Raw genomic sequence first — 25,610 nt, forward strand, 5'->3', positions numbered from 1 at the left:
GGTCAGGCTCCGGTGAAGACTTCGCGGAAAGTGTCCAGCGCCATGCGCAAGGACAGCCGCGGTTGATCCAGATAGCTGGAAAGCTTGGCCAAGCCGTGACTGGCCGAAACGTGGTTGCGCACCCAGGGCGCGTCTTCCAGCACGATGTGCTGTTCGGCAAACGCCTGCGGGGTGGACAGCAGGCTGGCCAGCGTCTGTGCCGACGCGCCACGGAAACCGATCACCAGCCGGTGCTTGCCGGCGATGCGGCCGATAAAGAGGGTGATCTCGAAATCCGCGCGCGACAGGAACGGTGCGATCAGCGTCATCCAGTACGCCGCCACCAGGTTCTTGTAGAGCGGATCGTCCGGCAGCGGCAGGGCCAGCCCCTTGTCCAGTTGCGAAGAGCCGCTGGACATCACCGGTTCCAGCAAGATTCCCAGCGCCAGGATGATGTCGTGCAGGCTGGCGGCGTGGCCGTTTCCGCGAAGCATGGCCTCCAGCCGCTCAATCGTCTGCAAGTCCACGAAGGCGTCAAAGCCGTCGTCGGCGGCCGTGCGGATTTCGCCTTCCAGTTCGTTCAACTGTTGCAGGGCCGCGCTGGGATCGGCGTCGGTCATCAGCATGCCGGCCGCGCCGCTCATGCGGTTCCACATCCTGCTGAAGGCGATGGGGCTGCGCGCGATGAACTCCAGCGGCCGCTGCACTTCAACCGAGGTTGCCGACAGAAACGGAAACCGCCGTCCCGACTGGTCTTGGCTGGGTTGCAGATGGCCGGCGATGGCCAGTTTCCCGCGCGATCCCAGGATGGCGAAGGGGGTGGGCTCGGTGTCGTCGTATAGCGCCTTCCAATGCGGCTCTTGCGCCAGGATCTCCATGGTGTTGGCGACCCACGCGTCCAGCGTGGCCATCAACTGCGGGTGCGACGTGTTCTTCACGAAATCGCCGCGCGTGGGGATCTTGCCGAAGTAGGCCGTTCGGAACAGGGGGGACTGCACGTTGCTCATTGCGGCGCTCCGGGTCGCGGCTGGGCGGAGGGTTCGGGGGAGGCGCCCACCACGGAGGAGGGCAGTCGCAGGTTGCGCAAGCCCTGGCTGCCGGGCTCGCTGCCGCCGGCGCCGGGCGCCTGGGCGTTGCTGATGATGCGCAGCTTGACGGGCACGGTCACATTCGACTTGCCCCAGCTCATGTTGAAGCTGCCATCGGGGTTGGACGTGCGCTGGGCGGTAGAGATCAGGCGTTCCAGGCCGAACCGGCCCGGCTCGTTGACGATCTCGACGACGCTGCCGTCGAACGTCGTGGCGGTGATGCGGGCGCCGGGCGCGCCTTGCGCGTTGGGCCAGACGAAGTTCACCCACTGCGGCGGCGTGTTGCGGTAGCGCAGTTGCTGGCCGTCGATCTCGATGGTGTATTCCGTGACGCCGCCCGCCGGCTTGGGCTGGATCTGGAATAGCGTCTGCGGCTGGGTGGCGGCGCCGGCGCCCGCCGCGCCACCCGACAAGGGGGCGACCCATTGCGCGAAATTGGCCGTGAAGGTCGGCTGCAGGCTGACGCCCATGTCGCCCCAGGTGCGTGCGGTCAGGATGTCGCCGCGGCGCACGGTCAGCGGCCCCAGCGTGTCGTTGACGTACTTCGCGATGCTGCCCTGCGGTCCGAAGACCTGGCCGATCTCGTCGCTGCTGGCTTCGACGCTGGCGCGGCCGGCGAAGGGGTATTTTTCCGCCAGCGTCTGGTTGAAGGGTTGATAGACCTGCGCGTTCCAGACCTTGTTCAGTTCGGATTCGGCGGGCTGCATGGTGACCGAATAGGCCTGGATCAGCGGGCGCACCAAGAGCGGGCGCAACGTTTCGCGCTGCGTGGGGCTCATGCCGGCCAGCATCTGCTCATCCACCAGCTTCAGGGCATCCGCCAGTTCCGAGTCCTTGCCTTCCAGCGTCTGGCGCATCAGTGTCAGCGCGCCGGGGCCGGGGTCGCCCTGGTTGTTCAGCAGGTTGAAGCGCGTGCGGATTTTCGACAACGCGCCCATGTAGTTGCCCAGCAGCGATTGGTTGTCACGCGTGACCACCAGGCGCGCCACGTCCGAAAACTCGCGGCCGACGGGGCCCATGGGCATCGCCTCGCCGTTGGCGGCGGCCGCTGCCGGCGCGGGGGGCGTCTGGCGCAGGATCACGCGCTTGAACCAGCCCACCACGCCACTTTGCGCCTGTTGCAGCCCGGCGTTGATCAGCGAGGGGTTGTCCCAGGACGTTTGCTCATAGGTCGTGTTGATGAGCTTGGCGATGGGGGACGTCTGCGGGTCGCCCAGGCGGTTCATCGCCGCGACCGATTGGTCGAAACTGGTGAACGGCTTGATCGTCACGCCGCGCAGGAACTTCTGCCATTCCTCCGCGTACTCCGTCTTGTACATCGTCGCCAGGCTCTTCTGGATCTGTTCGGGGCTGCCTTCCAGGGTCAGGTCGTCGCGGGCGTTCACACCCAGTACCCAGTCGCTGGTCTGCACCTCCTTCTTGGCCGCTTCGCCGATGGCGGGCTGGATGTACTGCTCCCAGGCTTCGCGCGTGAACGTGCCCGGAATGGCGTAGCTGCCCGCTACCACGCCGGCATCGTTTTCGCCGACGATGCGCGCCACGGTCATGGTCTGGAAACGCGTTGCGGCGCGCGCTTTCAACGTGGCGTAGGCGCGTTCGCGGGCCGGCATGCCTTGCATGACCGAGCGCAGGCTGCCGCGCGTCTTCTCGACCAAGGCCAGATTGGTGTCGATCTGCGGCCAGCCGGCGTCCGGCGCGCGGCTGACGTAGAACGAGATCAGGCGTTCGGCGCTGCGGATCAACTGGTCGCGCGGCATCGCGCCGCGGTTGGTCTCCAGCCAGCCGCGCCAGAAGCGCGTGATCTGATCCGACAGGTGCGTGGGATCCACGTGCTGATGGTTGGCCATCATCAGGTACGTCTTCAGCGCGTTGTAGGCGTCATCCGCGTTGGTGGGCGAGGCATCCTGGAACAGGGTGTCGCCACCCGCGTTGTGCGACGCGCGGGCGGCCTGCGGCGCGGGCTGCGGCGTGCCGCCTGTAGCGGCCGCGGCGGCCGAGATGTCCACCTTGGCCAGGAAGTCCTCCAGGCTGGCCTTCACGGGCGTCAGCATGAATTGGCGAGCGCCGTTGTAGTACTCGGCCAGCAGGCGTTCCTTCAGCACGTCGCCCTGGTACAGGCCCAGCCCCAGCGACCACGGCCGGCTGGACGAATAGCGGTCCAGCTGTTCGATGCGGTCTTGCAGGATCTCCATGGCTTCCAGCCGGCTCTGCAGGTCGGTGCGTTCGCTTTGCAGACGGACCACTTTGTCCATGTCGGCCTGTACGTTCTGCGCCAGCTGCCGGTTGCCCAGGTACGACCAGCTCCAACCGCCCAACACCAGGCCCAGCGCCAACACCAGGCCAAAGAAGGTCAGGTAGCGCATGCGGGTCTTGGCCGGGCTGGCGTGCTGGCGCACGAGTTTCTTGTCGGCGAAGATGACGCTGGAAAACAGGTCGCGCAGGAAGAACCCATTGTGCGACGACACGTTGCGCGCTTGCGCCCGCTGAGCGGGATGCAGGTCGAAACGTTCGGCCAGCCGCTCGGTGGAGGTGCTTTGCGACACGCCTTCCTGCAAGGCGCTGGTGAAGTAGAAGCCGCGGAACACGGGCTTGTACTGGAACGGATTGGTTTCGAACAGGGTGGACAGGAAGGTCCGCAGCGCGGGCTTGATGCCGGCGAATTCCAGCGGGAAGGTCAACAGGCCGGGGGGCAGTTCGCGGTTGCTGCGCAACGAGATCTGGGCGGTGCCCATTTCCTTCAAGCCTTCGTACAACTCGTCGAAGCGCTCGTCGAACAGCGCCAGCACGTCGCGGTTCTCTTCCGCGCCGTAAGGCAGGGTGGCGCCCCAGACGCGGTCGCGTTCGTGCTGATCGTAGTCCGAGAAGAACTCGCTGAAGCCGGAGATCAGGTCGGCCTTGGTGAAGATGATGTAGACCGGCGCAAACACTTCAAGCCGGTCCGTCAGCTCCTGCACGCGCTGGCGCAGGTTCTTGGCCAGGTTGATCGCGAATTCGGGGCCAGAGCCCGTCAGTTCTTCGATGCTGGCGGCCACGATGATGCCGTTGATGGGGGCCTTGGGACGATGGCGCTTAAGCAGATCCAGGAACCCCATCCACTCGTTGCGGTCTTCTTCGTGCACCGAGTAGCGGCCCGCCGTGTCCAGCAAGATACCTTCCGTGGTGAAAAACCAGTCGCAGTTGCGTGTGCCGCCCACGCCGCGCACGGCCGCGCCGTTCTTGTCGGCGAACGGGAATTGCAGGCCCGAATTGATCACCGCGCTGCTTTTGCCGGCGGCCGGGTTGCCGATCACGATGTACCAGGGCAGTTCATACAAGGCCTCATTGCCCGACACCTGGCCGATCTTCGAGGTCTTGATGGTGCGCACGGCCTGCGTCAGCCGGGCGCGCAGCGCATCCACCTCGCCGCGGTTGGCGGCGGCGCCGGTCTGCGCCTGCTGCTCCAGCATGTCGCCCAGTTGCTTGTTGGCATGCCGCGCGCGCCGGCGCCGCCACACGAACACGCACAGCCACAGGAACAGGAAAATGCCCAGGGCGATGGCGGCCCAGGTCAGGCCGATCTCGACGGTGTCGGCAAACAGGAACAGAAACACCACCAAGGCCAGCAGGCCGATCGCCATGAAGGTGCGCGGGTTGGCCAGAAGGCGCGACGACCAATGCCGGCCTTCGCTGAGCGCGCTGGATATTCCGGAAAAGAAACCTGAGGGGCTACGCATGATTTTTGACTGTTTTTTTGTGGGTCAGGCGGAGGGGGGAAGCGCGGGGGCAACAAGCGCGCATGCGCGTAGCGCGGGGTCCTGGGTCAACACGACAAGCACGGGGCCTTCCATTTGGGCGCAGGCCTCATTGGCCACGACAAGGGTCAACAGGTGTGAGGCCGCGCCGGTGTAGCCGCACGCGGCGCCGACGGCCAGGCAGTCCTGGTTCGGGTCCAGCTTGGGAAACAGCGTGGTGGCCAATCCGGCCGCTTCCAGCGGACGGCTGCCGCGATGATCGGCATCGCTGACCAGCGCGACGATCGCGTCGGCGGGTTGCGCGCGCCGTTCCAGAAATTGCGTCGCCAACGCCGCCAGCATGGGTTCGTTGAGGGCGCCCCGCGCATCGGCCGCGGTGGCGCGTTGCGCCGTGGGTGACAACGTCAACGTCATTGCGCCGTCTGGCGGCGCAACCGGCGTTCCGGCGTCGTGCCAGCCCAAGGCCAGGTCCACGAGCAGTCCGGCCGCGGCTTCGCCGGGGATGCGGCCCTGCGGCGTGGCGTTGCCGGCCAGCGCGCCTTGTTGCTCCCAGTCCTGCACGCGATTCGCGTCGATGTAGGAATCGGCCGCCGCTACAAGGCGCAGCGTGGCGATGGCGGGCGTCAACGGTTCCTGGGCCAGCTGGCGCAGCAGGCTATCGCTGTCCAGCGCGTTTTTCGCGGCGTGGGGGCGCATGCCAAGACGGGAGTCTGGCCAGACGGCCGCCGCGCGCGCCTGCTTGCAGGCATGGTCGCGTGCTGCTTCAGGCCACTGCACGGGCAGCGCCAGTTCCAATTGCAGCAGCGGCCACGCGTCGTCGCGTTCCGGCGTGCCGCTGTCCAGCACCCGTGCGCGGGCTTCTTGCGACAGGGTCTGGACGACATCGCCCAGCAACGCGGTGGCCCGGACGATGTCCTCGGCCAGGGCCACTTTGGGAGCCTGCTGCCCCGCTGCCGCGTCGCGCAGTAACTCCGTGTCCAGATGTGCCGCGCGCGCGGCGAAGATGGGAAAGCCCTTGGCGTTGATCAAGGACACATCCAGCGCGGGGCGCTGCTGTTCGGCCACCGCGGCATGGATGGACGCGGGGTCGTTGCCCAGCGCGGCGCGCGCGGTGCTGGCCAGCACGACCAGGCGAGCCGTCGCTGGCGTGGCGGGGGCGGTTTGCCCGTCGCCATCGGTGGCGGCCGGCGCCGGGTTGGCGCGGGCTTCGCGCCGCGCTTGCACGATGCGCTTGCCCGCCCATCCCGCCGCGATCAGCGCCAGCGGCAAGGCGAACAGGTACAAGCCGATATCCACGCCGGTGGGCAGCGTGTGCGACTCCTGCCACCAGATGATGACGGCCAGCCAGACGACGCCGAAGACCATGGCCAGCACGAGGCCGGTTTTAAGCACGCGGGTCATGAGGCTCCATGAAAATAGCGGTTGCGGGGGCGCGCGAAGGCGGCGTTCGTTGCATGCTGACGTGGCGGCATGACGGCATCATGGCGAGGCTCCGGCGCCGCGCTGCATGACGCCCGCGCGACGCAGTTCCGTGTGACCGAAGTCCATCAGCTTCCAGCGTCCGCCCCACGTCAATCCGACGCGTTCGGCGGTCTGGCCGAACAGTTCGTAGCCCCGCATGGCCCACGGGTCTTTCTCTGACACGACGACCTTGCCGTCGCGCAGGAATGCGCTGTCCGCGGCAAGGCCATATTGGTGATAGCTCTGGTAGGCGCCGGCGTTGGTTACGTGCGACCCCTTGGCCGCCAGCTCGGTCTGCCGCTCCGGGCTCCGATAGCCTTCGATCAGCACCATTTCATAGCCGTGTTCTTCGCGCATCACCCGGTATGCGGCCAAAAGACGTTGGCGGTAATCGGCATCCAGCAGGTTCCAGTCGCGGCTGGCGCCACCCAGGTTCGGGCGTACCAATTCGACCTCGCGCGTGGTGAATATTTCGGGGGGTAGCGGGGGCGGCGGAACCAGCCGTTCACCGGTCAATAACGCCTGGATTCTAGGGTCCGGACCTGCCGTTCGGTCCTCGTAAAAAAATGTGTGATTGTGTCGCATGACGAAAGCGAAAAGTGACGGAAGCAACACGACTGCCAGCCCCCCGGCGATCTGCCAGCGATAGGCCGAGAACGTGGCTCCCGCCTTTCCCAAACCCGTTCGAACGCCCTGCGCGGAGCCCCCCACGACACCCGCTGCCTCACCCGCGCGACGGGCCAGCGCACGGCGCACGCCCAGCGCCAACGCGCGGACGCTTCGCGCCGTTCCCATCCGAAAAGACGGGAAGACGAGCAGCGCCGATACGCCTATCGCAAGCAGAAAATAAAGGGGCAGCAGAAGTAGCAACGGTATCCCTCAATCACGAAGGCGTAATCTTTTGTTCTATTTGGGATTGAGGCAAGCGCTAGGGCGTTGCAAACAGCGTCTGTGCCTTAGGAATCGTAACAAGAATCGGTGATCAAAATGCGTGGCTCGGGTATTCTCGATCACCTTGGTTACGAGGGGTCCGTGGGCCCTTCGCCGACACGGGACCTTGCATGGCAGAAGACGAAAAAAGATCGCGCACACCGACCTCTATTCCAAGTTTGCTAGCCGGGCGCGCTTCTCCAGACGAGGCGCGCGAATCGTCGCGCATCCTCGCCGCGCTGGAAGGGCGCGTGCCCGATGCCGAGGTCAAACACCTGGCGCCCAAACGTCGATCCAAGGGGCCGATGTGGGTGTTGCTGCTGCTGTTGCTCTGCGTCGTAGGCGCGGGAATGTGGGCGGTGTTCGACACGCCCGCCTTGCCCGATGTCGTGGCCAGGGCAGACGCGCCGGCAGACGCGCCGGACGCTTCAGCGCGCGCTCAATCCGCATTGCCAACTGCCGCGATGGCGCCCGCGCCCAGCGCGCCCGAGCCACCGGCCTCCAACGCGGCCACGATCGTGGAAGACCATCCCTTGGCGCAGCTGACGCGGGACCGCGACCGCGATGCGGGCGAACCCACCAATCCGCTGTCCGCGCTGGCAGTGACCGCGGCTGCGCCCAAGCCCGCCGCCGTATCCGCGGCGCCCCATTCCGCTAGCGCCAAAGCGCCGGGCCCCACGGTGCAGCGCGCCGAGCACGCGCGTGATCCGGCGGCCACCGCCAAGGCTTCCGCCGCGCGTGGCAAGCCGGCGCCGCGCAGCGATAGCGATGCCGCGCTGCTGGCCACATTGATGTCCTACGGCTTGCCGCCGGCCTCGCCGCCAGGCACCAAGGTCTATAAGAGCGATGGTATTTTCATACGTGAATTGCCGGGCTCGCCGTTGTCGGCGCGGCTGGCCGAATGCCGCAAGCTGGGCTTCCTGGAAAGCGAGCAATGCCGCCTGCGCGTATGCGCGGGTCACTGGGGCACCGCTGCGGAATGCCCCAATGCCCAAGCTCACACCGAGCCCTGATGCGTCCTTGATGAAGGTTCTTCCGTGATGGATTCCACAGCGACGAACGGTCTGTTCAGTTCCGCCGCCCGCCTGTACCGCCTTGAGGGTGAAGGCGCGCTCGCCGCGCTGCAAGTGGAAGGCTGGGTGGCGCGTGAGGCCCTGTCCGGCGTGGCGCAACTGCGCATTGTGGCGCTGTCCGACAACGCCGGCCTGGCGCTTCACGACATGATTTCACGCCCGGTGACGTTGTGGACGACGCGCGCCGATGGCAGCGAGATCAGCCGCAGCGGCCTCATCCGCGAGGCCGAGCTGCTGTCCGGCGACGCGGGCCTTGCGCGCTATCGGCTGACGGTCGTGCCGTGGTTGTGGCTGGCCACGCAGCAGCGCGCAAGCCGCCTGTTCGAAGACAAGCCGGTGCTGGACATCGTGCGTCATGTGCTGGACTGCTACGAAGGTTACGTTGCGCGTATTGCGCCCGGCGTGGACCAGGCGCTGGCCGATCTGGCGCCGCGTCCGTTTGTGACGCAATACCGCGAGACCGACTATGAATTCATCAGCCGGCTGTTGGCCGAAGCGGGATTGGGTTGGACGGTGATCGAGGCCGCCGACGTGCCCGCGAAGCATGCCGTGCTGATCTTCGCGGATAGCCGAAACCTGGACGAGGACGCCGAATCGGCCAGTGGCGGCGTTCGTTTCCATCGGGCAGGCGCCACCGAAGCGCGCGACACGGTGCAGGCCATTGCGCGCCGCCGTCGTCGTATTCCGGACCGCATCACGGTGCTGGGCTGGCACCCCAGCAGCAAGCGCGCCATCGCGGCCGAGGCGCTGGTCAACCCGGCCAACGGCCACGACGATGCCGCTGGACTGGAATGGTACGAGCCGCTGGGCCACGGCGGCGTTGCCGACGAGGCCCAGGCCAAGCGCCAGGCGGCATTGGCCATGGAAGCGGTGCGTGCGCAGGCCGAGATCTTCGTCGGCCAGGGCGGCGTGCGCACCTTCCGTTCGGGCACGCGTTTCACGTTGCAAGCCATGTCGTCGCTAGGCCCCGTCAACGAAGCGGGCTTCGAGCCCGTCTTCGCGCTGGACCGTGTCGAGCACGTCGGCATCAATAACCTTCCACCCGAGACCCGCGCGTCGCTGGCGCAGCGGCTGGGCGGACTGGACGCGCATTTGATGCTGGACGACGATGCCATCGCGGCGCCGGGCGCGGAGCGGGACGACACCGTTGAGCCGGCCCCCGATGCGGCCGTGTTGGCCAAGGCGCACGAGGTCGGCTACGCGAACCGTTTCGACGCCGTGCGTTGCGATCGCCCGTGGCGGCCCCAGCTGCCGCAAACGCGCGGCGCCCGCCTGGCTGGCGCGCCGTCGGTCCACGGCGTGCACACGGCGATCGTGACGGATGCGGAAGGCGCCACGCAGGTCAAGGGGCAGGACGAGATACTCAGGAACCACCGCGGTGACGTGCGTATCCGTTTCCATTGGCAAGCCGAGGGCAAGGACGGAGAAGCCAAGAGCCGTTGGGTGCGCGTGGCGCAGCGCCAGTCAGGCGCTGGCATGGGCATGAGCTTCGTGCCACGCATCGGGCAAGAAGTGCTGGTGCGCTTCCTGGACGACGATGTCGATCAGCCCGTGGTGATCGGCGCGCTATACAACGGGCGCGGCGAAGGCGGCACGCCGGCTACACCGGGCGGACGTCCGGGCGGCCAGGCCGATACGCAGGTCTACGCCGCGGCGCGGGACGGCATGCCCAGCGCGCAGGCGAACCTGGCGGCGGGCAATGCGCCGGCCTGGCACGGCGCGGCCGGCGGCGACGAGAACCACCGCAATGCCGCCGCGCTGACCGGTTTCAAGAGCAAGGAGTTCGGCGGAGCGGGCTACAACCAGATCGTCTTCGACGATACCGACGACCAACTGCGCACGCAGATCAAGAGCACGCAGGGATCCAGCGAACTGAACCTGGGCCATCTGATCCATCAGGCAGGCAACTACCGCGGGGGGCTGCGTGGCCTGGGCGCAGAGTTGCGCACCGATGGCTACGGCGCCGTGCGCGGCGGGGCGGGCGTGCTGCTCAGCACCTACGCCACCGACGGCAACGCCAGCGCGGCAGGCGATGCGGCTGGCTTGCTGGCCCTGGCCAGCCAGACGGACCAGATGGCCCGATCGCTGGACTCGGTCGTGGGCGCTCATCAGGGCATGCGGCTGGCTACGGTGCTGGGCACCAAAGGGCCCGCCGCAAGCGTGCCGGACGCCGAGCGGGCGCCGCTGGCGGCGATGCACCGCATCACGTCCGGCACCGTGGCCGCGGACGGTCTGGCGCCGGCGCAGGCCGACGCCTCGGCCAAGCATACGCAGGCCGCCCAGGGCAAGGTTCCGCATTCCACCGACCCGGTGGTGCTGATGGCCGCGCGGGCGGGACTGGCGCAGATAGCGGGGCAGCACATGCAGTACGTGGCAGGCGACTCGGTGCATTGGTCATCGGGAAAAGACCAGAACCTGGCCGTGATGGGCGCATTGCGCCTGCATACGGGGCAGGGCCTGGGGATCGTCGCGGGCTTGCAGCAAGGCGGCGCCGATTCGGGGCTGGACCTGATTTCGGCGACGGGCGACGTGGACGTGCAGGCGCAGCACGACATCCTGCGCGTCCAGGCCCAGAAAGACATCACGATCGGCAGCGCGCAGACGGCCGTCGACTATGCCGCGCCCAAACGCATCCGCATCGCGAACGCGGCGGGCGCCAGCATCGTGCTGGAAGGCGGCAACATCACCGTGACCGCGCCGGGCCGCATCGATGTGAAGACGGGCAACAAGCAGTTCGCGGGACCGGATCAACTGCCTTATCCTTTTCCGCAACTCCCCGAGAGCGTCTGCGTCAGTTGCGCGGTGGAGGCGGCGGCGGGCGGACATGCCATGACGGTGAAGAATGCTTGAGGACCGCGATACCTGGATCGATCCCGCCCGGCCCGAGGTGGGCGACGCGCTGTTCGACGAGGCCTGGACGCATCCCGACGACCCTGGAAGGTATGTCCTGCTTGATGCCAGCTTCTCCCCCGGCTTGCCCGAACGGCTGTCGCGGTGGGTGGAGGCGGGAGATTTTTGCTCGCTTTACGCCGGGCGCTACGAAGGCGACGGCCTCGATCAGGTGGCGCCCTATCTGTTGCGGTTGCCCTGGGTGCCCGCGCTGCGCAAGCCCTTATGCGAAAAGCTGATGCGGGTGACACAAGGCAAGCCGATGCTGAACCTGCTGCGGAGCGAGGCGTCGCTGGAGCAACTGGCGGGTCACTTAAGCGCGCAGATCGAGGCGGTCAATGCCGAAGGTAAGGCGTATCTGTTGCGCCTGGCCGATACGCGCTCGTTCGCTGCCCTGATGGAAGTCCTGGCGCCGGCGCAGCGCCAGCGTTTGCTGGCCGGCATCCGGCGCTGGGCCTATGTGGACCGGTCAGGCGCGTTGCGGCAGATAGAAGGAAGCCCCGATTTCGACCCGGACGCCGATACGCGGCCGTACCTCATCGCCGCGGATCAGCATCGCCATTTGAACCGTCTGGCATTGCCGGATGCCATATTGCGTTTCGTGCAGCTGCGCGCGTCGGTATTCGGCGCGCTCGACTGCACGCCCGCGGCTGCGCATCAGCTTATCCGGGATGGCGTGATGCGCCTGGCGCGCCGTGGGCTGGACAACGAAGCGCTGGCTTATCGGCATGCGCTGACGTTGCTGCGCAGCCGAGGTTTGCTGGTTTCTGTCCGCCATTCTCAAGAGTCCGCCGCTTTCGGCGTGGAATCGTAATCATGACTTTGAAATTTCGCTTCGCGAATCCCTGCCGTGAAATCCCTTCGGATCTGGATTTCAAGGAACAGCGCAAGGCTTGCCAGCGCATGGGCGAGAAGGCAGGAACGGATTGCTCGATCGAGCTGTTCTTCGGATTCTTCTTCGACGGCACGCGCAACAACATGTATTTGTCCGACAAGGCCGGGGACCACACGCAGACCAACGTGGCGCGCTTGTACAACGTATTCGACGACACGAATGATCCCAGCTACAGCGCGCGTCAGCACCGCTTCCGGACTTATGTGGAAGGCGTGGGCACGCCTTGCGTTGACAAGGTAGGCGACCCGGGCACCGGCGCGCATGCGCAGGCCGGCGCCGCCGCCGGCTGGGGCGGTGAAGCGCGCATCAATTGGGCCTTGCTGGAATTTCAGAATCACCTGTATTCCCACTTCACGTCGCGTGAACTGTTCGAAGATCTGGGTCAGGACCCACGGACCCTGGTGCGCGAAATGAGCGCCGACATGTCGTTGTCGCGCCTACAGGTTGAAGACCTCGCCAAATCCGCCAAGATCCCGCTGTCCGCCTATAGCGACATGAAGCCCGGCGATGCGGCTGAAGTGCTGGCCAGGCGCACGCAAGGCTTCGTGGATACGCTCTTGCGAGTCCGGCAGGTCAACTATACCGAACCGAAGGATATGGCACGTTATACGGTGCTGTCGCGGCGCAACCGGGAGCTTCGGGAGCGGCTCTCCGGCTACTTGACGGCCAATCCGAAGATAGAGCGCATCCGCGTATCCATCTTCGGGTTCTCGCGTGGTGCGGCTGAAGCGCGTGTATTCGCCAACTGGCTGAAGGATGCTTGCGATGTGCCGGAAGGAATGTCGTTCTACAATCCTCGCGGGGATGGGGTGTTGCGGCTGGCGGGTATCAAGGTCGACATCGATTTCATGGGGCTATTTGATACGGTGGCTTCCGCTGGCATCGCCCAAAGCGCCGCCGAGAACATCTGGGACGGACATGGGGCCTGGGCGCGTAAGCCGGACATGGAGATTCCCAGCCATGTATCTCGATGTGTTCATATGGTCGGCGCACATGAGGTACGGGGTTCTTTTCCGTTGGATTTGATCGATGGGGCGGGCTGCGAGGAGATCGTCTATCCCGGCGTCCATTCCGATGTGGGGGGCGGCTACAAGCCGGCAGAGCAGGGGCGCGGCCAGAATGACAGCGACAAGTTGTCGCAGATCCCCTTGTGCGACATGTACCGAGAGGCCGTGCAAGCCGGCGTTCCGCTGAGGCTGCACCGTGCGCCAACGCGCTTCAAGGTCCAATTCGACGTGTCGCCTGAGTTGCGAACCGCGTTCAACGCCTATGTGGAGGCAACTCGGGATATTTCCGCCCGGCAGGCGTCGACCCGCCAGATCATGTATGGTCATTATGTGCAATATTTGCGTTGGCGCCGTCTGCGCGCGGAACGCGGGCCAGAGTGGATCGGTGGCATACCGAGCGCGCTGCGGGCCAAGGCGAACTATCCGCAAGACTATGAGGATCTGGTCCAGGCCAATGACGAGTTGTTGCTGGAAGTGCGAAAGCTGACGACGGACAACGCGCTTGAGCGAACGGGCATGCCTTCCATCATGCCCGGCCCGGGCGCGGAAGGCGCTCGGCTCTACGACAGCATCATGCTGATGCTGCGTGGCACGAAGGAGAAAATGTGGTTGGAGCAGATTCGTAACGTCTGGAACCTGCCGGGCAGACCTGCCGCCGGGGTGGTCACTCTGCTGGACAACTTCGTGCATGATTCGCGGGCCTGGTTCAAGCCGCTGGGCAAGGACGATGACGTCTGGGGCGAGATTCAACGAGACCGCGTTAAGCAGTTGGAACAACGCGAAAAGCAGGCGGCTCACTACGCTGCCACCGCTCGGCCGGATTTGGCGCTGGTGGCAGGGCTGAATAAGGAAGAGCGGGAGGAATTGGCTAGATACCGTGCTAACCCGAACGACTTGGCGCTGCAGTCAAACGGGCGGGAATTCTATTGGCAATGGGGGTACTTGCGCTGGCGCTCTATCTATGTCAATCCTCAGGTCCGGGCGCAAAAAGAGGCGCAAAAGGATCAAGAAGACACGATCCGGGCGTTGCAGAACATGCCGATAAACTTTAATGCTCTTCCTCGGTTCTGATCATGCAGATATTGCACTTGCCGACGTCTTGGTCTGCGCTGTTCCAACAGTTTCGCCTTGGCGTCAAGCTCGCACTCGGGGGCCTCGTGATCGCTTATGCCCTTGACTGCGGGGCCGTACAGGCGCAGCCCATGCCGATTCCCGAGACGATCGCGGTGCGGCTGGGTATTATCAACTATCTGGATGAAGGTCTGGCTCCTGTCTACATCAATCAAAGCTGGGCCGGGGGCGTCCGAGGCCGTGCCTATACCTCGGGCACCTGCTGCGTTTCAATTCCCTCCCAGTGGAAGCCTGGCATGACGATGCGGATCGAGTGGAACTCAGATTCGATGTTCGAGCGTGGGGAAAACGATCTGGCCGCGCGGGATGCTCCAGTCTTGCCCTACCCGCCGTTTCACAGTGGTTATGCTTGGGCGATCTTCCTGCCTGGTGGTGAAATGCGTGTACAGCCCGGCCCGACGAGGCCGGGGGCACCGGATTTCTTGCAAGGACTACCCGAGCCCGGAGAGGCGACCGAGGTTGAACTGCGGAGCTTTATCGAAAGGACCAGGCCGAAGCCATAAGCGAACGTTCTGGAGTGCAGATGCACAAGCGCATAATCACCGGTCTTGCATTGGCGTACGTCGGTCTGCTGTCGGGTTGCAATGGTGAGCCCCGCTACCAAGGACTTTCCTTTGTGGCATACAACTACACGCCCTGGGACCTGGACAGGATCGAGTTGAAGGACGGAAAAGGCAATTCGGCGGTCTCGGGCTCGATCGGAGCCGGCGGGGGCGAGGGCTCGGTGACATGCTGCTATACCTTGACGGGCAGCGACTTCAAAGTCGAATGGCGTGGCGCGGACGGCGAATTGGCCAGAAAGCACATGTTCGACGGCAAGTTGGACGAAGTCATCTTCAATAAAGAAACGCCGGTCCATTTCCCGCCTTCGGAGATGCCAGCAGGCGATGGGCCGCTTTATCTCGAACTGCACATCTATCCCGACGAACACATGGAAATAGCGCTCAGCCGCAAGCTGCTGGGCCAGGTTCGGATTCCCATTGTCGATGCGACGCGCTGGCTGTATGCGCAGCATCGCGACGCATTGGGAAGTTATCGAAGCAGCTCGGAACTCAGGCGCGTGGTCGCCAAAGTCGCCAAGAGGGCGTGGGTCAAGTATCGCATCGAGGACCCGCAGGACATGCGGCAGTACATGTTCCTGTATTTCACGGTGGCATCGAATTTCGATACGAACACCGAGATTGCCGCGATGCTGGAAAAGCCTGGCCGCAAGCCCGGGGAGTTCGCGGTTGCCGTGCAAGGAATGCCGCAAGAGAAAATTGCGCAGCTAAAGGCGGTGGGGACACCGCCAGGAGAAAAGAATGGCTAACCCCTACGCTGGCGAATTGTCGCCGATCGACCGCACGCCGGCCTCGGTGCTGAAGAAGATCGCCGAGTGCGAGGCCGCGTATCCTAAGGACGACCGCCAGGAGTGCGCTGCGGTCGTGCGTATCGGCTTTTTCTTTGACGGGTTTGGCCGTGGGTGACGTGGCCGAGCCCCGAGGCGCGACAGTGAGTATGCGCAGGCGCATGATGGCGGCACTGATCGCGGGCGGCTTGCTGACCGGCTGCAATGGCGAACCAAGCTACCAAGGATTTTCGTTCGTGGCGTATAACTACACGCCCTGGGACCTGGATGCCGTTCAGATCACCGACAGCGAAAGCCGTTCTGCGGGCACAGGGTCGATCGGTCCTGGTGGTGGAGAGGGCACCGTCACCTGCTGCTTCACGTTGCGAGGTACCGATTTTGCCGTGAAGTGGTCGGGTCTGGACGGCGAAGAAGCGATCCGGCACCTCTATGACGGAAAAATGGACGAGCTGTTTTTTCACAAGGAAGCCCGCGTGCATTTTCCCGCATCCGATTTGCCGCCGGGGGACGCGCCGCTGTACCTGGAGCTGCATATCTATCCCGACGAGCACGTCGAAATCGCGCTTAGCCGAAAGTTGCTTGGGCAAACGCGGATTCCGATTATTGAAACGACTCGATGGCTGTACAGGCAGCATCGCGACGCCCTGAACGCGTATCGTGATATCTATGAAGTGCAGCGCGTGCTGGCAAAAGTCGCCAAGACGGCCTGGATCAAATACCGACTTGAAGACAGGCTGGACCTGCAGCAGTACATGTTCCTGTATTTCACGGTGGCATCGAACTTTGATTCGGATCCGGATATTGCCGCTTTACTGGCAAGTCCCGGCAGGAAACCCGGAGATTTCGCGGCGGCTGTCGAATCCCTTTCCCCGGAGACGGTCGCCCGACTAAAGGCGACGGGAACGCCGCCAGGCGATAAGGTCGCCGGATAGACCGGGAAAAAAGGCGACTCAATTTCCCACAGGATGCCGATCATGCAGACATCGCAATCGCCAACGTTCTGGCCGCTCGGACTTCGCTTGCTCCGGTTTGGCATCAAACGGATGCTGTGGCTGTGCATGAGCGCTTCTGGTCTTGCGGGAGCGATCGCGCAGGCGCAGCCTATGCCGATTCCGGAGACGATCGGGGTGCGGTTGGGGATCATCAATTACCTGAATGAAGCGCTGGCTCCCGTCTACATCAATCAAGGCTGGGCGGGAAATGCGCAAGCCCTTGCCTCTACCTCGGGAACGTGCTGCGTTTCGATCCCTTCCCAGTGGAAGCCGGGCATGACGATGCGGATCGAGTGGAACTCCGATTCGATGTTCAAGCGCGGGGAAAATGAACTGATCGCTCGGGATGCGCCCGTCCTGCCATACGAACCCTTCCACAGCGGCTATGCCTGGGCGATTTTCCTGCCTGGGGATGAAGTACGTGTGCAGCCCGGCCCGACGAGCCCGGGGGCACCGGATTTCTTGCAAGGGCTACCCGAGCCCGGAGAGGCAACCGAAGCGGAGCTGCGGCAGTTCATCGAAAGCACCAGGCCGAATCGCTAGGCCATCGGGGTCATCACAAGGAAGCGCTATTCAGGGGGGAAGGATGAATAAAGGGCTGATCGTCTTGCTGGCGGGGCTTGGAATGCTGTCGGGTTGTACCGATGAGCCTGGTTACCGGGGTTTGACGTTCGTCGCCTTCAACTACACGCCCTGGGACATCGACACCATACAGATTATCGATAGCGACGGACATACGGCGACTTCCAGTGCGATGGGCGTGGGTGGTGGAGAAGGATCGGGAACGTGTTGCTATACCTTGAATGGCACGGAGTTCACGGTGAAATGGCGTGGTGCCGATGGGGCTCTGGCTCAAAAGCACATGTTTGATGGAAAACTGGATGAGGTGATCTTCAACAAGGAGGCTCACGTTCATTTTCCGCCGACCGATCTGCCGCAGGGCAAGGGCCCGCTACCTGCAGCAGTACATGTTCCTGTATTTCACGGTGGCATCGAACTTTGATTCGGATCCCGACGTGGCGGCGATGCTGGCCAAGCCGGGTCGGAAGCCGGGCGACTTTGGCGCCGCCGCCGCTGCCATGTCGCAAGCCCAGATAGCGCGCATCAGGGCGGCCGGGTCGCCGCCGGGTGACAAGAACGGCTGATCAGGCCGCGCCTACCGCGGCGGCAGCACTTCGATCGTGACGGTGTTCGACCGCAAGCCGTTGGACTCGACATACACCTCATACTTGGCCGGGCTGGCCGGTAGCCCGGCGCGGGCCGCCAGGTCAGTGCTGAACTGCGTGCCGACACTCATGCCTGGTGCGACGGGTTTCCCCCGTGGCGGGCGCGAACTTGCGATGGTGTCGACCTCGACGCCGGGACGTGTCGGCAGCTTGTATTCGAACGCCACCTCATCGTAGGCCTTGCGTGTTTCAAGATCGGTCGCCACGATGCGCGGCAAGGTCGGGTGCTGCACGGCAGGCACGATGCCGCGCACACACACGGGAATGACCAGCACGCCGGGCCCCCGCGGCCAGACGCGGGCAGGCGCCGCGATGTGGAGCTGTTCGTCGTAGCCGTCGTTGGCGGGCATGCAGGCATGGTCGCGCATGCTGTTGATCGGCACGGATGCGAAGGAAGCGGGTTCGGTCCAGTCGGAATTCATGGTCTTCTGCGGCGTGACGGATGGAGGTTGGGCGGACGCTGCCGGGGTGAATGCCCAGGCGGCGGCGGTGAACAGCAGGACAAAGGCGCGCGCCGGGAAGCGGCGCCGCGCGTCAGGATGTGGTCCAGCCATTGGACATGTCCACCTTGCGTACCGCTTCCGAGCACGACGGGCAGAAGCGGATGCTCTGGCAGTCGCCGCCGAACATCACGCATGCGCCGACGTTGCTGGAATTGGCCTGGTTGGCGGGCAGGCCGAAGTGGCAGTGGTTGCCCGCGTCTGAATAAAAGTAGCGTCCCCCGTCCAGCTTCGACGCGTCATACAGTTCGCCGCCTTCGTTGGCGTTGGCCCATTCCGGCCCGCTGGGCGTCATGCCCAGCAGGTGGCCCATCTCGTGGACCAGCGTTTCCTGCTGGTACGCCATCGTCGCCAGCTGCCAGGGTGTGCGCACGGCGACGCCCAGGATGTTGGTGCCCAGGAAGGCCACGCCGCCGGCGGCGCTCTCCAAGAGCTTGACGCGCAGAATGATCCGGCCCGACGTGGGCACGGGTAACAGGCCCGCCATGCGTACCCTGACGCTCGGGCACGCACTGGGTTCGCTGGCGTCGCCTGCGATCGGCGTGACGCGATCCTTCGGCACCACGGCCCGTTTGACCGTCCCCGCGGCATCCGTATATTCGAACAGGCATTCCAGGAACCAATCGTCGTTCGGGTCGATGTTCAGCCAGAGGTAGGCGGGGTTGCCGTCGGGGCCAAGCAGGTCCATTTCAACGTCGCCCACGCCGGGGCCGGCGTTGGCGCGGATGATCAGTGGTGCGACCGGCCATTGCGCCGCCAACCGGTCGATATGGCAGACCGCGATGGTGTAGGGCTCGTGCCGGGCGCCTTCCGAGCGCGGATAGACGGACTGCACCAGCTGGCGCATCCGCGCGTCGCCTTCGTCCGTCCAGACATCCGAATTGGCGTCGCCGCGCGTCTGTACGTAGGGTAGTTGCAGCACGTCGATGCCATGGCGCGCGTATTCGTCGGCGGTCGGCTGAAAGCCGTAGCGGCGCTCCATGTTTTCCGGGCCGGGCATGCGGATCTCCTGGATGTACATGCGGCGCACGGTTTCGATCATCTCGGTCATGACCGTCTGGTTCTGGTCGTTCAGAACCTCGAACAGATAGCTGTTCAAGCCCGCGGCGGGCAACGTGATGTTGTCGACGACCTTCGTGCCGTCGGGATCGGTCACGTACTGGTAGGTGGACTGGTCGGGGTCGCGGTACAGGGGCTGCCGATCGCGTTCGCGGGCCGTATAGACGGCGTTGGTCCGGCGGGCCATGACTTTGACCGTGAACCGGTGTTCTCCGCGGCGATTGAACGACACGCGGATCTTTGGCCGGTTGGTCTGGCGGTCCAGGCTGTTCAGCGCCTGGCCGTCGTTCCAGCGCGCTTCCGAAGTCTTCAGGTTCACGTACTGCAATTGCGCGCCGCTCTGGCTGCGGTAGGTCGACACGGCGAGCGTGCCGCCCGGGGCGCCGCCACCGTCCGCCGGACCGCTCGCGCCGCCCGTGCCGTCCTGGCCGGCGGGCCGCGTCGCGGTCCCCGGCAGTCCGATGCCTGCCGCGTCCATGGCGCGGCGGACCAGGCCCGGATAGGGCGAATTCGCCACGGCCGGGATACTCATGATGGTTTCGGCCACCTTGGGGAGCGTGATGCTGGTCACGCTGGGCGACTGGAGGATCGCGCCCACCACGGTAGGAATGGCGGAATCGCTAAGGCCGGGCGTGCTCAGGATCGCGCCGGCCACCGCCGGGATGTTGTCCGCGTTGACGTCCGGCATGGCCAACAGCGTGTTGACGGCGGATCCCAACGTTGCGCCCTTGTCGCCCATGGCGTTCATCGCTTGCGTCATCAGGGGCTGGATCGCCGCGCCGACGCCGCCCTGCGAGCCGCCCGCCGCGGCCAGGCCGGTGGCGGCTGACAACGTCGAGGCCATGTTGCCCGCCTGCGCGGCCATATCGCCGGCTTGCGCCGCCATGCCGCTGGCCCGGGCGGCGGCACCGGCGGCCTGCGTGACCGACGCCGGCATCGCCGACGCCAACGCGCCCGCCGCGCCTTCCGTCAACGACGGCGCGGCGCCAGCCATCAGCGACGGCGTCGCATCGCCCATTAATGATGGGGTAGCTCCGCCCATTAGTGACGGCGCCGCACCGGCCATCAGGGAAGGCGTCGCGTTGGCGATGGCGCTGCTGGCCATCTGGCCGGCTCCGGTGCTGCCGATGGCGGCGCCAGCCATGTCGCCCGCCTTGCCGGCCGCGGCGGACATCATGCCCGTACCGGTCTGCTGCACCGAGGCGACTGCGTTGTTCGCCCGGGCGGCAATGTCCTGGATGGGCTTGAGCGCATCGCTGGCCATCGACTTGGCGCGGTCGAGCATGCCCGACGCGCTGTCCTGCAGGGATGCCAGACCGCTGGATACGGCGCTGGCGCCCTTGGCCAGCGTCGCCCCTATCCCACCCTCCGCCGCAGTGCTCGAAGCGGCTGTAGAGGCTGTGGTGGCCGCGGCGCTGCCTGCCAGCGCGTCGGATGCCCCGGCAGCGTTGACGGCCTGGCCCGATCCCGCCAGGGCTTGCAGCATTTGCTCGGGCCGGTGCACCAGTTCAGCCTTCACCAGCATCACGTCGCCCACCTGCGTGGAGGGCAGGGCCGGCAAGGCCGCGGCGTCGCTGGCCGGACCGATCAGATTGTGCGACGCGCCTTTCACCGAGAACATGCCCGGCCCCTTGAACACGATATCGGCGCCGTCCATGATGATGCTGCCGCCACCCGCCTGCAGGGTGATGCGCTGGTTCGCCAGGATCTCGATGCTGTCCGTGGTCGACGTGATGGTGACGTCTTTTCCGGCCAACAGTTCCAGCATGTCGGTATGCGCGTGTATCGACACCGGCGCATTGGCCGCGATGGCGCGGATGCCGCCGTCCTGCACGAACAGGCTGGTCGCGCGTCCCGATGCGCTGGCGAAGGTCTGGCGTGCCGCGACATGGCCGTCGGCCTGCGCGGTGACGTGCAGGTTTTCGCTGGCGTGCACGATGGCCGACGCGGGGGTGGCAAAGTTCAGCGATGCAGGCGCGTCGATCAGCATGCGCGCGCCATCGATACGTTCGACGGGGTCCGTGCCGCTGCGTTCGCCGTTGGTGGCTTTGACCGCTTGCTGGCCGCCGACATTGGCCGGATAGCGCCCCTTCGCCTTGGGGTCCACGGCGTCGATCAGCGCATCGAACGTGTCGGTCGCGGCCAGTGGCCGCGCTTGGCGCTGTGTGGCGGCTGCGTTGATGCGCTGGGCGGCATGCTGCGCGCCACGCATGAGCGCCAGCGCTTGCGGGGCGTCCGCCAGCGTGGATCGGGCATTCGTTTGCGCATTGGCCGACAGCAGCATGCCTTGCCCTGATCGAACCACGGTCCACGCGTCCGAGCGCAGTTCGAAACCGGTGCCGCGCCATTCGCCGCGATGGGAGTCGTCTGGCGCCTGCTTGACCAGATAGCCCAAGCCCAGTTGTGAAGCCGCGATCGAACTGGACAGCCGCGTGCGGACCTGGCCCGCCGTGTCGTCGAACAGCCATTGGCTGTGGCCTTGGCCATCCAGGCCCTGGCTGTGCCAGCCGCTCAGCGTGCCGGGGTGGTTGGCCTCGGCGTTCACGCCGGCCGACCACGGGGGTAAATCGGCGTCGTTATACAACTGCGCGACCACGACCGGCTGATCGATGTCGCCGTCCAGAAATTCGACCAGCACTTCGGTGCCTTGGCGCGGCAAGTGATGTGCGCCCCAATTGGGACCCGCCTGCGCGCCGGTGACGCGCAGCCACGTGCCCGAGCTGTCGTCGCCAGGCGCATTGCCGGCATCGTCCCCATGGCTGCGGTGGGGCAGGCCGCCGGACAGCGGGCGCTTGCCGCGCTGCCAGGGGAATTGGACTTTGACCCGCAGGTCGCGGCCCGAGGTGATGGGGGCGTCCTGCGCCGTCACGACCACGGCCGTCACGCCTTCCGGCGCGGTGGGCTTGGCGCGCCAGCCCGGCAACAGCGCGGCCGCCGCCGGCACGGCGCTGAACGTGTTGCGATACGCGCCGCGTTCCAGGTCCGGCGCGTCCAGTACCTGCGCGGCCTGGGCGCCCAGGTTGTTGACCGCTTCGTGCGTTACGCCCAGCAGCGTATAGCGGTTGCCTCCCATTTCGTCCAACGCCTGGCCCGACCCTTCCGCATAGCGGTCGTGCTGCGTCAGGGCGAACGTGTGGCCCGGCATCATCTGCCGCGCGGTGCCGCCGCCGTCGAACCGCACCGTGCGCGATTCATGCGCTTGCAGGCTGCGTGCCGCAAGGGCTTCGGCGCCGGCATCGTCCGTGTAGCGGCCGTGGCCGTCGAAATCGTAGTCTTCCAACGGCGGCACTGCGCCCACGTCCAGGTCCGAGCGGGCCTCGGCCCCGTGCGCAAGCAGGGCCCGCTCGTTCCAGGCGACACGCGTGACGCGGTTCGGCTGGACGATGCGCGCCGCGCCGAACCGCAAAATGCTGTCCTCGGATTCGGTCGCGTCGGCGCGATGGAACCGCAGGGGCGACGCAGGAGTCTCCGGGCGCGCGGCGCCGGCGTCGAACACGACAAGGCGATGCTGCGCGCCGCCCGTGCCGCCGCCCTCCTGGCCGTCGCTTTGTTGGTGGTCGAAGCGGAAACTCAGCCCCGACTCGGCCATCAGGCGCAGCACGAAAGCCAGATCGGTTTCTCGATATTGCGTGCGGATCGGGCGGGGCGCCAGCGGCTCGGTGATGTCGAAGGAAAACGACGCCAAGGGATAGTCCGCGAAGATCTCGCTCAGGATATCGGTGGCCGATTTGTCCTGATAAAGAAAGCTGTCGCGGCGCAGGCGCAGGGTCGCCAACCAGGGCGCGGCGTGCAGCCGGTAACGCGCCAGGCCGCCGTCGGCGCCCAATGCGTCTACCCCTTCCACGACGGCATGCCAACGGCGGCGGCTGCCGTCGGCCAGCAGCAGGTCCACGCTGATTTCCTTGCCCAGCAGCGGTTCCACGTCCAGCTCGGCCGAAGGGGCCAGGCAGTCCAGGGTCAACGCGAAGAGTTCCGAGACACCTTCTTGCAGGCGCATGCGCTCGGCCGTCAGCGCGTCGCCCAGCGGCGTGCGCACTTGAAGCAGGCGCGCGTTCTGGGATAAGGCGGCGGCGTCCAGGCTGCTGTAGCCCTCAGGCGAGAAAGAGCGATCGATCATGGTGCGTGGCCGTCCGGGGTGGACCGTCAGGGAAGCGAGATGGTCAGGTGAGCGGCGCGCGGGCCGAGTTTGACGATGTCGTGATACGGCGCCATCGCCGTCTGCATGTCGCCGTTCAGGAAATGGCTCATGCCCAGATACGCCAGCAAACCCAGCAGCGCGAAGATGGCGCCGATGCTCCACAGCGGAACATCGCGCTTCAAGGTGTGCGCGATCTTGTCGGGCAGCGCCCAGTGCGGCGCGAAGCCCGCGCGCTTGCCGCGCAACAACGCGATTTCGTCGCCCAGGCGCGCCGTCAGGTAGCCAAGCTTTTCCTGGCCTTCGATCATGTACTTGCCCTGGAAGCCCAGCAGCAGGCACATGTAGAACACTTCCAGGGATTGCAGCCGGGGCGCGCCTTGCGCGCGCAGGTCTTCAAGACGGGCGAAGAAATTCTCGCCTGCCAGTTGCTCGCCGAACAGCGTCAATTGCAGGGGCTGCAGCATCCACGCATCGCGGATCGAGAATCCGGAATTCAGCACGGTTTCGTCGACGGCGGCGCAGAACGCGTACTTGGTGGCGTACACATCTTCGGCTGGGATTTCCAGCTTCTTCGCGGTGCGCTCGAAGTCCGCCAGGAACTGCTGCACGCGCGCCGAGAAAGACGCCGCGCTGGCGGGTTGCTGTCCGCTCTTGAGCAGGAACAGCATCAGGAATCCGTCGTACAGCAGGTCCAGCAGAGACTTCGCGGGCCGTGAGCCGTAGAAGTCGGCGGCACGGGGAGGAAGCGTGGTTCCGGGCATCAGAGAGGGCGCGTCGGCGGTCATGGCGGGCTCTTTCGGTGGACAGCGGTTAGCGGGTGACGGCGATCAGGTCCAGCTTCAATTCGGGGATGCCGGACGGGGCATAGATCGCGATGCTTCGTGCCTGCAGCATGCGGTCGTAGAGCGATCCGCGTGTTTGCAAGGTGAAATAGCAGGCGCCTGGCTTGACGGGCACGGCGGGCGGCACTTGCGGCGTGTAGACCAACTGCACGCCGGGCATGGCGGAAAGCACCAGCTTTTCCACATCGTCGGGCGCGCCGACCTTGAAGCGCAGCGGCACGGTCTCGGCCAGTTCGCTGGCCGGCGTGGCGGCCGACACCGACAGGTACAGCGCGGTGGTTTCATCGAGCTTGCCGGAATCCAGCCGGCCGACGTGGAACGACGGCCGCACCTCGTCGAGGACAACCGAGAAATAGCGGGTCGAAATGACCGTGTCGAGCAGGTCTCGCAGAATGTCGTCCAGTTTCGCAAAGGCGGCGCCGGGCTGGTCGTGGCGGTACGCGGGCAGGTCGGCCAGCGTATGCACCTTCGAGAACGTCATCAGCGCGCCGGCCAGTCGCAGCATTTCCTGGAACAGGCGCTCGGGGTGAAGTTGCGGGTTATGGAACAGGTGGGACAGCGCCGAATAGGCTTCATTGGCCGTGTGCAGCAGCCAGAACGACGCCACATCGCCGGAGCGGAACTCGATGATGTTCTTGCTGGGTTCGCGGTGAAAACCGTACAGCGCATTGACCTTGGCTTGCAGCGCATCCAGCAGCCGGCGCAACTGTTCGAACAGCGCGCCGCAGGCCTGCACGGTCAGGCTCGGCGCGATATAGCCGGTGTCCAGTTCATAGCCCGCGCTGGCGGTGCGGCGCACGCGGGCCACGGGGATGGTCAGCAACGCGTCGCGGGGCTCGTGTTCGGACAACAGCCGCACGTTCTTGCGCAGAAAGGCCAGGTTAGCCGTGCTGGCGTTGGTGTAGAGGTCGGGCGCCGGGCTGTCTTGATGCGCGTAGCGGGCGTCGAAGCCCGGGCCTTGCGCGCCATCCCGGTAGTTGCCGCCAATGTCCTTCATGGGGTGCAGCGCCAGATAGAACACCGCGTCGCTCGCGCCGTCCAGGCCATCCAGCGCCACGGCCGGCGGCAGGTCATCGTTGTGGGGCGCGTTGTAGATTTCGCCGTCAGGGAAAATGGCCGACAGTTCGGTGGCGCGCAGCATGCCGTTGGCCAAGGCCGCGGCGTCGAACCGCACGGTGCGCAGGCCCCATGAGTACGGGTGCAGCGCGCGGCTCATCTCGGCCAGGCGGGCCTCGTGATAGGCGTCTTGCCGCTGAAAATGTTGGGGCCGTAGAAACAGGCCCTCACCCCATAGGACTTTCGCTGAATAACTCACGTTGGC

19 protein-coding genes are annotated in these 25,610 nt (G+C 65.6%); 11 read left to right on the forward strand and 8 right to left on the reverse strand.

The features are described from left to right. Window positions 1–2 precede the first annotated feature (2 nt). The 4 genes from tagF to ACI0FO_RS15100 all read right to left on the reverse strand — a co-directional run bounded on the left by tagF (window position 3) and on the right by ACI0FO_RS15100 (window position 7,129). Window positions 3–986, reverse strand: a complete 984-nt coding sequence (gene tagF / locus ACI0FO_RS15085) for a type VI secretion system-associated protein TagF (protein WP_416027811.1) — start codon at window positions 984–986, stop codon at window positions 3–5. After that, window positions 983–4,684: a type VI secretion system membrane subunit TssM gene (tssM, locus tag ACI0FO_RS15090; RefSeq protein ID WP_416028105.1), complete on the reverse strand. Its 3,702-nt coding sequence runs from the start codon at window positions 4,682–4,684 to the stop codon at window positions 983–985. Before tssM ends, tagF begins: the two co-directional genes overlap by 4 nt. Window positions 4,685–4,804: 120 nt before the next feature. After that, window positions 4,805–6,199 (reverse strand): hypothetical protein, encoded by a 1,395-nt coding sequence (locus tag ACI0FO_RS15095; protein ID WP_416027813.1) that lies wholly within the window; start codon window positions 6,197–6,199, stop codon window positions 4,805–4,807. A 78-nt stretch (window positions 6,200–6,277) separates the two neighbouring features. Then, window positions 6,278–7,129 carry a M15 family metallopeptidase gene (locus ACI0FO_RS15100; protein ID WP_416027814.1) on the reverse strand — a complete coding sequence of 284 codons (852 nt, stop codon included), beginning with the start codon at window positions 7,127–7,129 and terminating at the stop codon, window positions 6,278–6,280. A 191-nt stretch (window positions 7,130–7,320) separates the two neighbouring features. Here ACI0FO_RS15100 and ACI0FO_RS15105 point away from each other — a divergent pair, with 191 nt between their 5' ends. Genes ACI0FO_RS15105 through ACI0FO_RS15155 form a run of 11 tightly spaced genes read left to right on the forward strand, consistent with a single transcriptional unit; the run spans window position 7,321 to window position 17,669 of the window. Beyond that, window positions 7,321–8,202 (forward strand): hypothetical protein, encoded by an 882-nt coding sequence (locus ACI0FO_RS15105; protein ID WP_416027816.1) that lies wholly within the window; start codon window positions 7,321–7,323, stop codon window positions 8,200–8,202. A gap of 27 nt (window positions 8,203–8,229) precedes the next feature. Continuing rightward, window positions 8,230–11,112, forward strand: a complete 2,883-nt coding sequence (locus ACI0FO_RS15110; RefSeq protein WP_416028107.1) for a type VI secretion system Vgr family protein — start codon at window positions 8,230–8,232, stop codon at window positions 11,110–11,112. Next, a complete protein-coding gene (locus ACI0FO_RS15115) occupies window positions 11,105–11,965 on the forward strand; it encodes a DUF4123 domain-containing protein (protein ID WP_416027818.1) in 861 nt (286 codons plus the stop codon). The genes ACI0FO_RS15110 and ACI0FO_RS15115 overlap by 8 nt, the downstream gene beginning before the upstream one ends. Window positions 11,966–11,967: 2 nt before the next feature. Beyond that, window positions 11,968–14,124, forward strand: coding sequence for a T6SS phospholipase effector Tle1-like catalytic domain-containing protein (locus ACI0FO_RS15120; RefSeq protein ID WP_416027819.1), 2,157 nt, complete (start codon window positions 11,968–11,970; stop codon window positions 14,122–14,124). A gap of 2 nt (window positions 14,125–14,126) precedes the next feature. Continuing rightward, window positions 14,127–14,687 (forward strand): DUF3304 domain-containing protein, encoded by a 561-nt coding sequence (locus tag ACI0FO_RS15125; RefSeq protein ID WP_416027821.1) that lies wholly within the window; start codon window positions 14,127–14,129, stop codon window positions 14,685–14,687. A gap of 20 nt (window positions 14,688–14,707) precedes the next feature. Then, the gene (locus ACI0FO_RS15130; RefSeq protein ID WP_416027823.1) at window positions 14,708–15,493 is read left to right on the forward strand and encodes a hypothetical protein; all 786 of its coding nucleotides are present in this window, start codon (window positions 14,708–14,710) and stop codon (window positions 15,491–15,493) included. Next, window positions 15,486–15,650, forward strand: a complete 165-nt coding sequence (locus ACI0FO_RS15135; RefSeq protein ID WP_416027825.1) for a hypothetical protein — start codon at window positions 15,486–15,488, stop codon at window positions 15,648–15,650. The genes ACI0FO_RS15130 and ACI0FO_RS15135 overlap by 8 nt, the downstream gene beginning before the upstream one ends. A 43-nt stretch (window positions 15,651–15,693) precedes the next feature. After that, entirely contained in the window at window positions 15,694–16,464 is a 771-nt protein-coding gene (locus ACI0FO_RS15140; RefSeq protein WP_416027827.1) for a hypothetical protein, read from the forward strand. A 42-nt stretch (window positions 16,465–16,506) separates the two neighbouring features. Continuing rightward, window positions 16,507–17,067, forward strand: coding sequence for a DUF3304 domain-containing protein (locus ACI0FO_RS15145; RefSeq protein ID WP_416027828.1), 561 nt, complete (start codon window positions 16,507–16,509; stop codon window positions 17,065–17,067). Window positions 17,068–17,110: 43 nt separating this feature from the next. Next, entirely contained in the window at window positions 17,111–17,527 is a 417-nt protein-coding gene (locus ACI0FO_RS15150) for a hypothetical protein (RefSeq protein ID WP_416027830.1), read from the forward strand. After that, the gene (locus ACI0FO_RS15155) at window positions 17,493–17,669 is read left to right on the forward strand and encodes a hypothetical protein (RefSeq protein WP_416027832.1); all 177 of its coding nucleotides are present in this window, start codon (window positions 17,493–17,495) and stop codon (window positions 17,667–17,669) included. The genes ACI0FO_RS15150 and ACI0FO_RS15155 overlap by 35 nt, the downstream gene beginning before the upstream one ends. An 11-nt stretch (window positions 17,670–17,680) precedes the next feature. On the opposite strand, the gene ACI0FO_RS15160 is transcribed toward ACI0FO_RS15155, so the two are convergent. Genes ACI0FO_RS15160 through tssK form a run of 4 tightly spaced genes read right to left on the reverse strand, consistent with a single transcriptional unit; the run spans window position 17,681 to window position 25,604 of the window. Further along, a complete protein-coding gene (locus tag ACI0FO_RS15160) occupies window positions 17,681–18,304 on the reverse strand; it encodes a hypothetical protein (RefSeq protein WP_416027834.1) in 624 nt (207 codons plus the stop codon). Further along, the gene (tssI, locus tag ACI0FO_RS15165; protein WP_416027836.1) at window positions 18,285–23,426 is read right to left on the reverse strand and encodes a type VI secretion system tip protein TssI/VgrG; all 5,142 of its coding nucleotides are present in this window, start codon (window positions 23,424–23,426) and stop codon (window positions 18,285–18,287) included. The genes ACI0FO_RS15160 and tssI overlap by 20 nt, the downstream gene beginning before the upstream one ends. A 26-nt stretch (window positions 23,427–23,452) precedes the next feature. Beyond that, window positions 23,453–24,232, reverse strand: coding sequence for a type IVB secretion system protein IcmH/DotU (icmH, locus tag ACI0FO_RS15170; protein WP_105557019.1), 780 nt, complete (start codon window positions 24,230–24,232; stop codon window positions 23,453–23,455). Window positions 24,233–24,257: 25 nt separating this feature from the next. After that, window positions 24,258–25,604 (reverse strand): type VI secretion system baseplate subunit TssK, encoded by a 1,347-nt coding sequence (gene tssK / locus ACI0FO_RS15175; RefSeq protein ID WP_416027837.1) that lies wholly within the window; start codon window positions 25,602–25,604, stop codon window positions 24,258–24,260. Between the last annotated feature and the right edge of the window lie 6 nt (window positions 25,605–25,610).

It is taken from the genome of Achromobacter marplatensis (assembly GCF_049060505.1).
Classification (GTDB): domain Bacteria; phylum Pseudomonadota; class Gammaproteobacteria; order Burkholderiales; family Burkholderiaceae_B; genus Achromobacter; species Achromobacter marplatensis_A.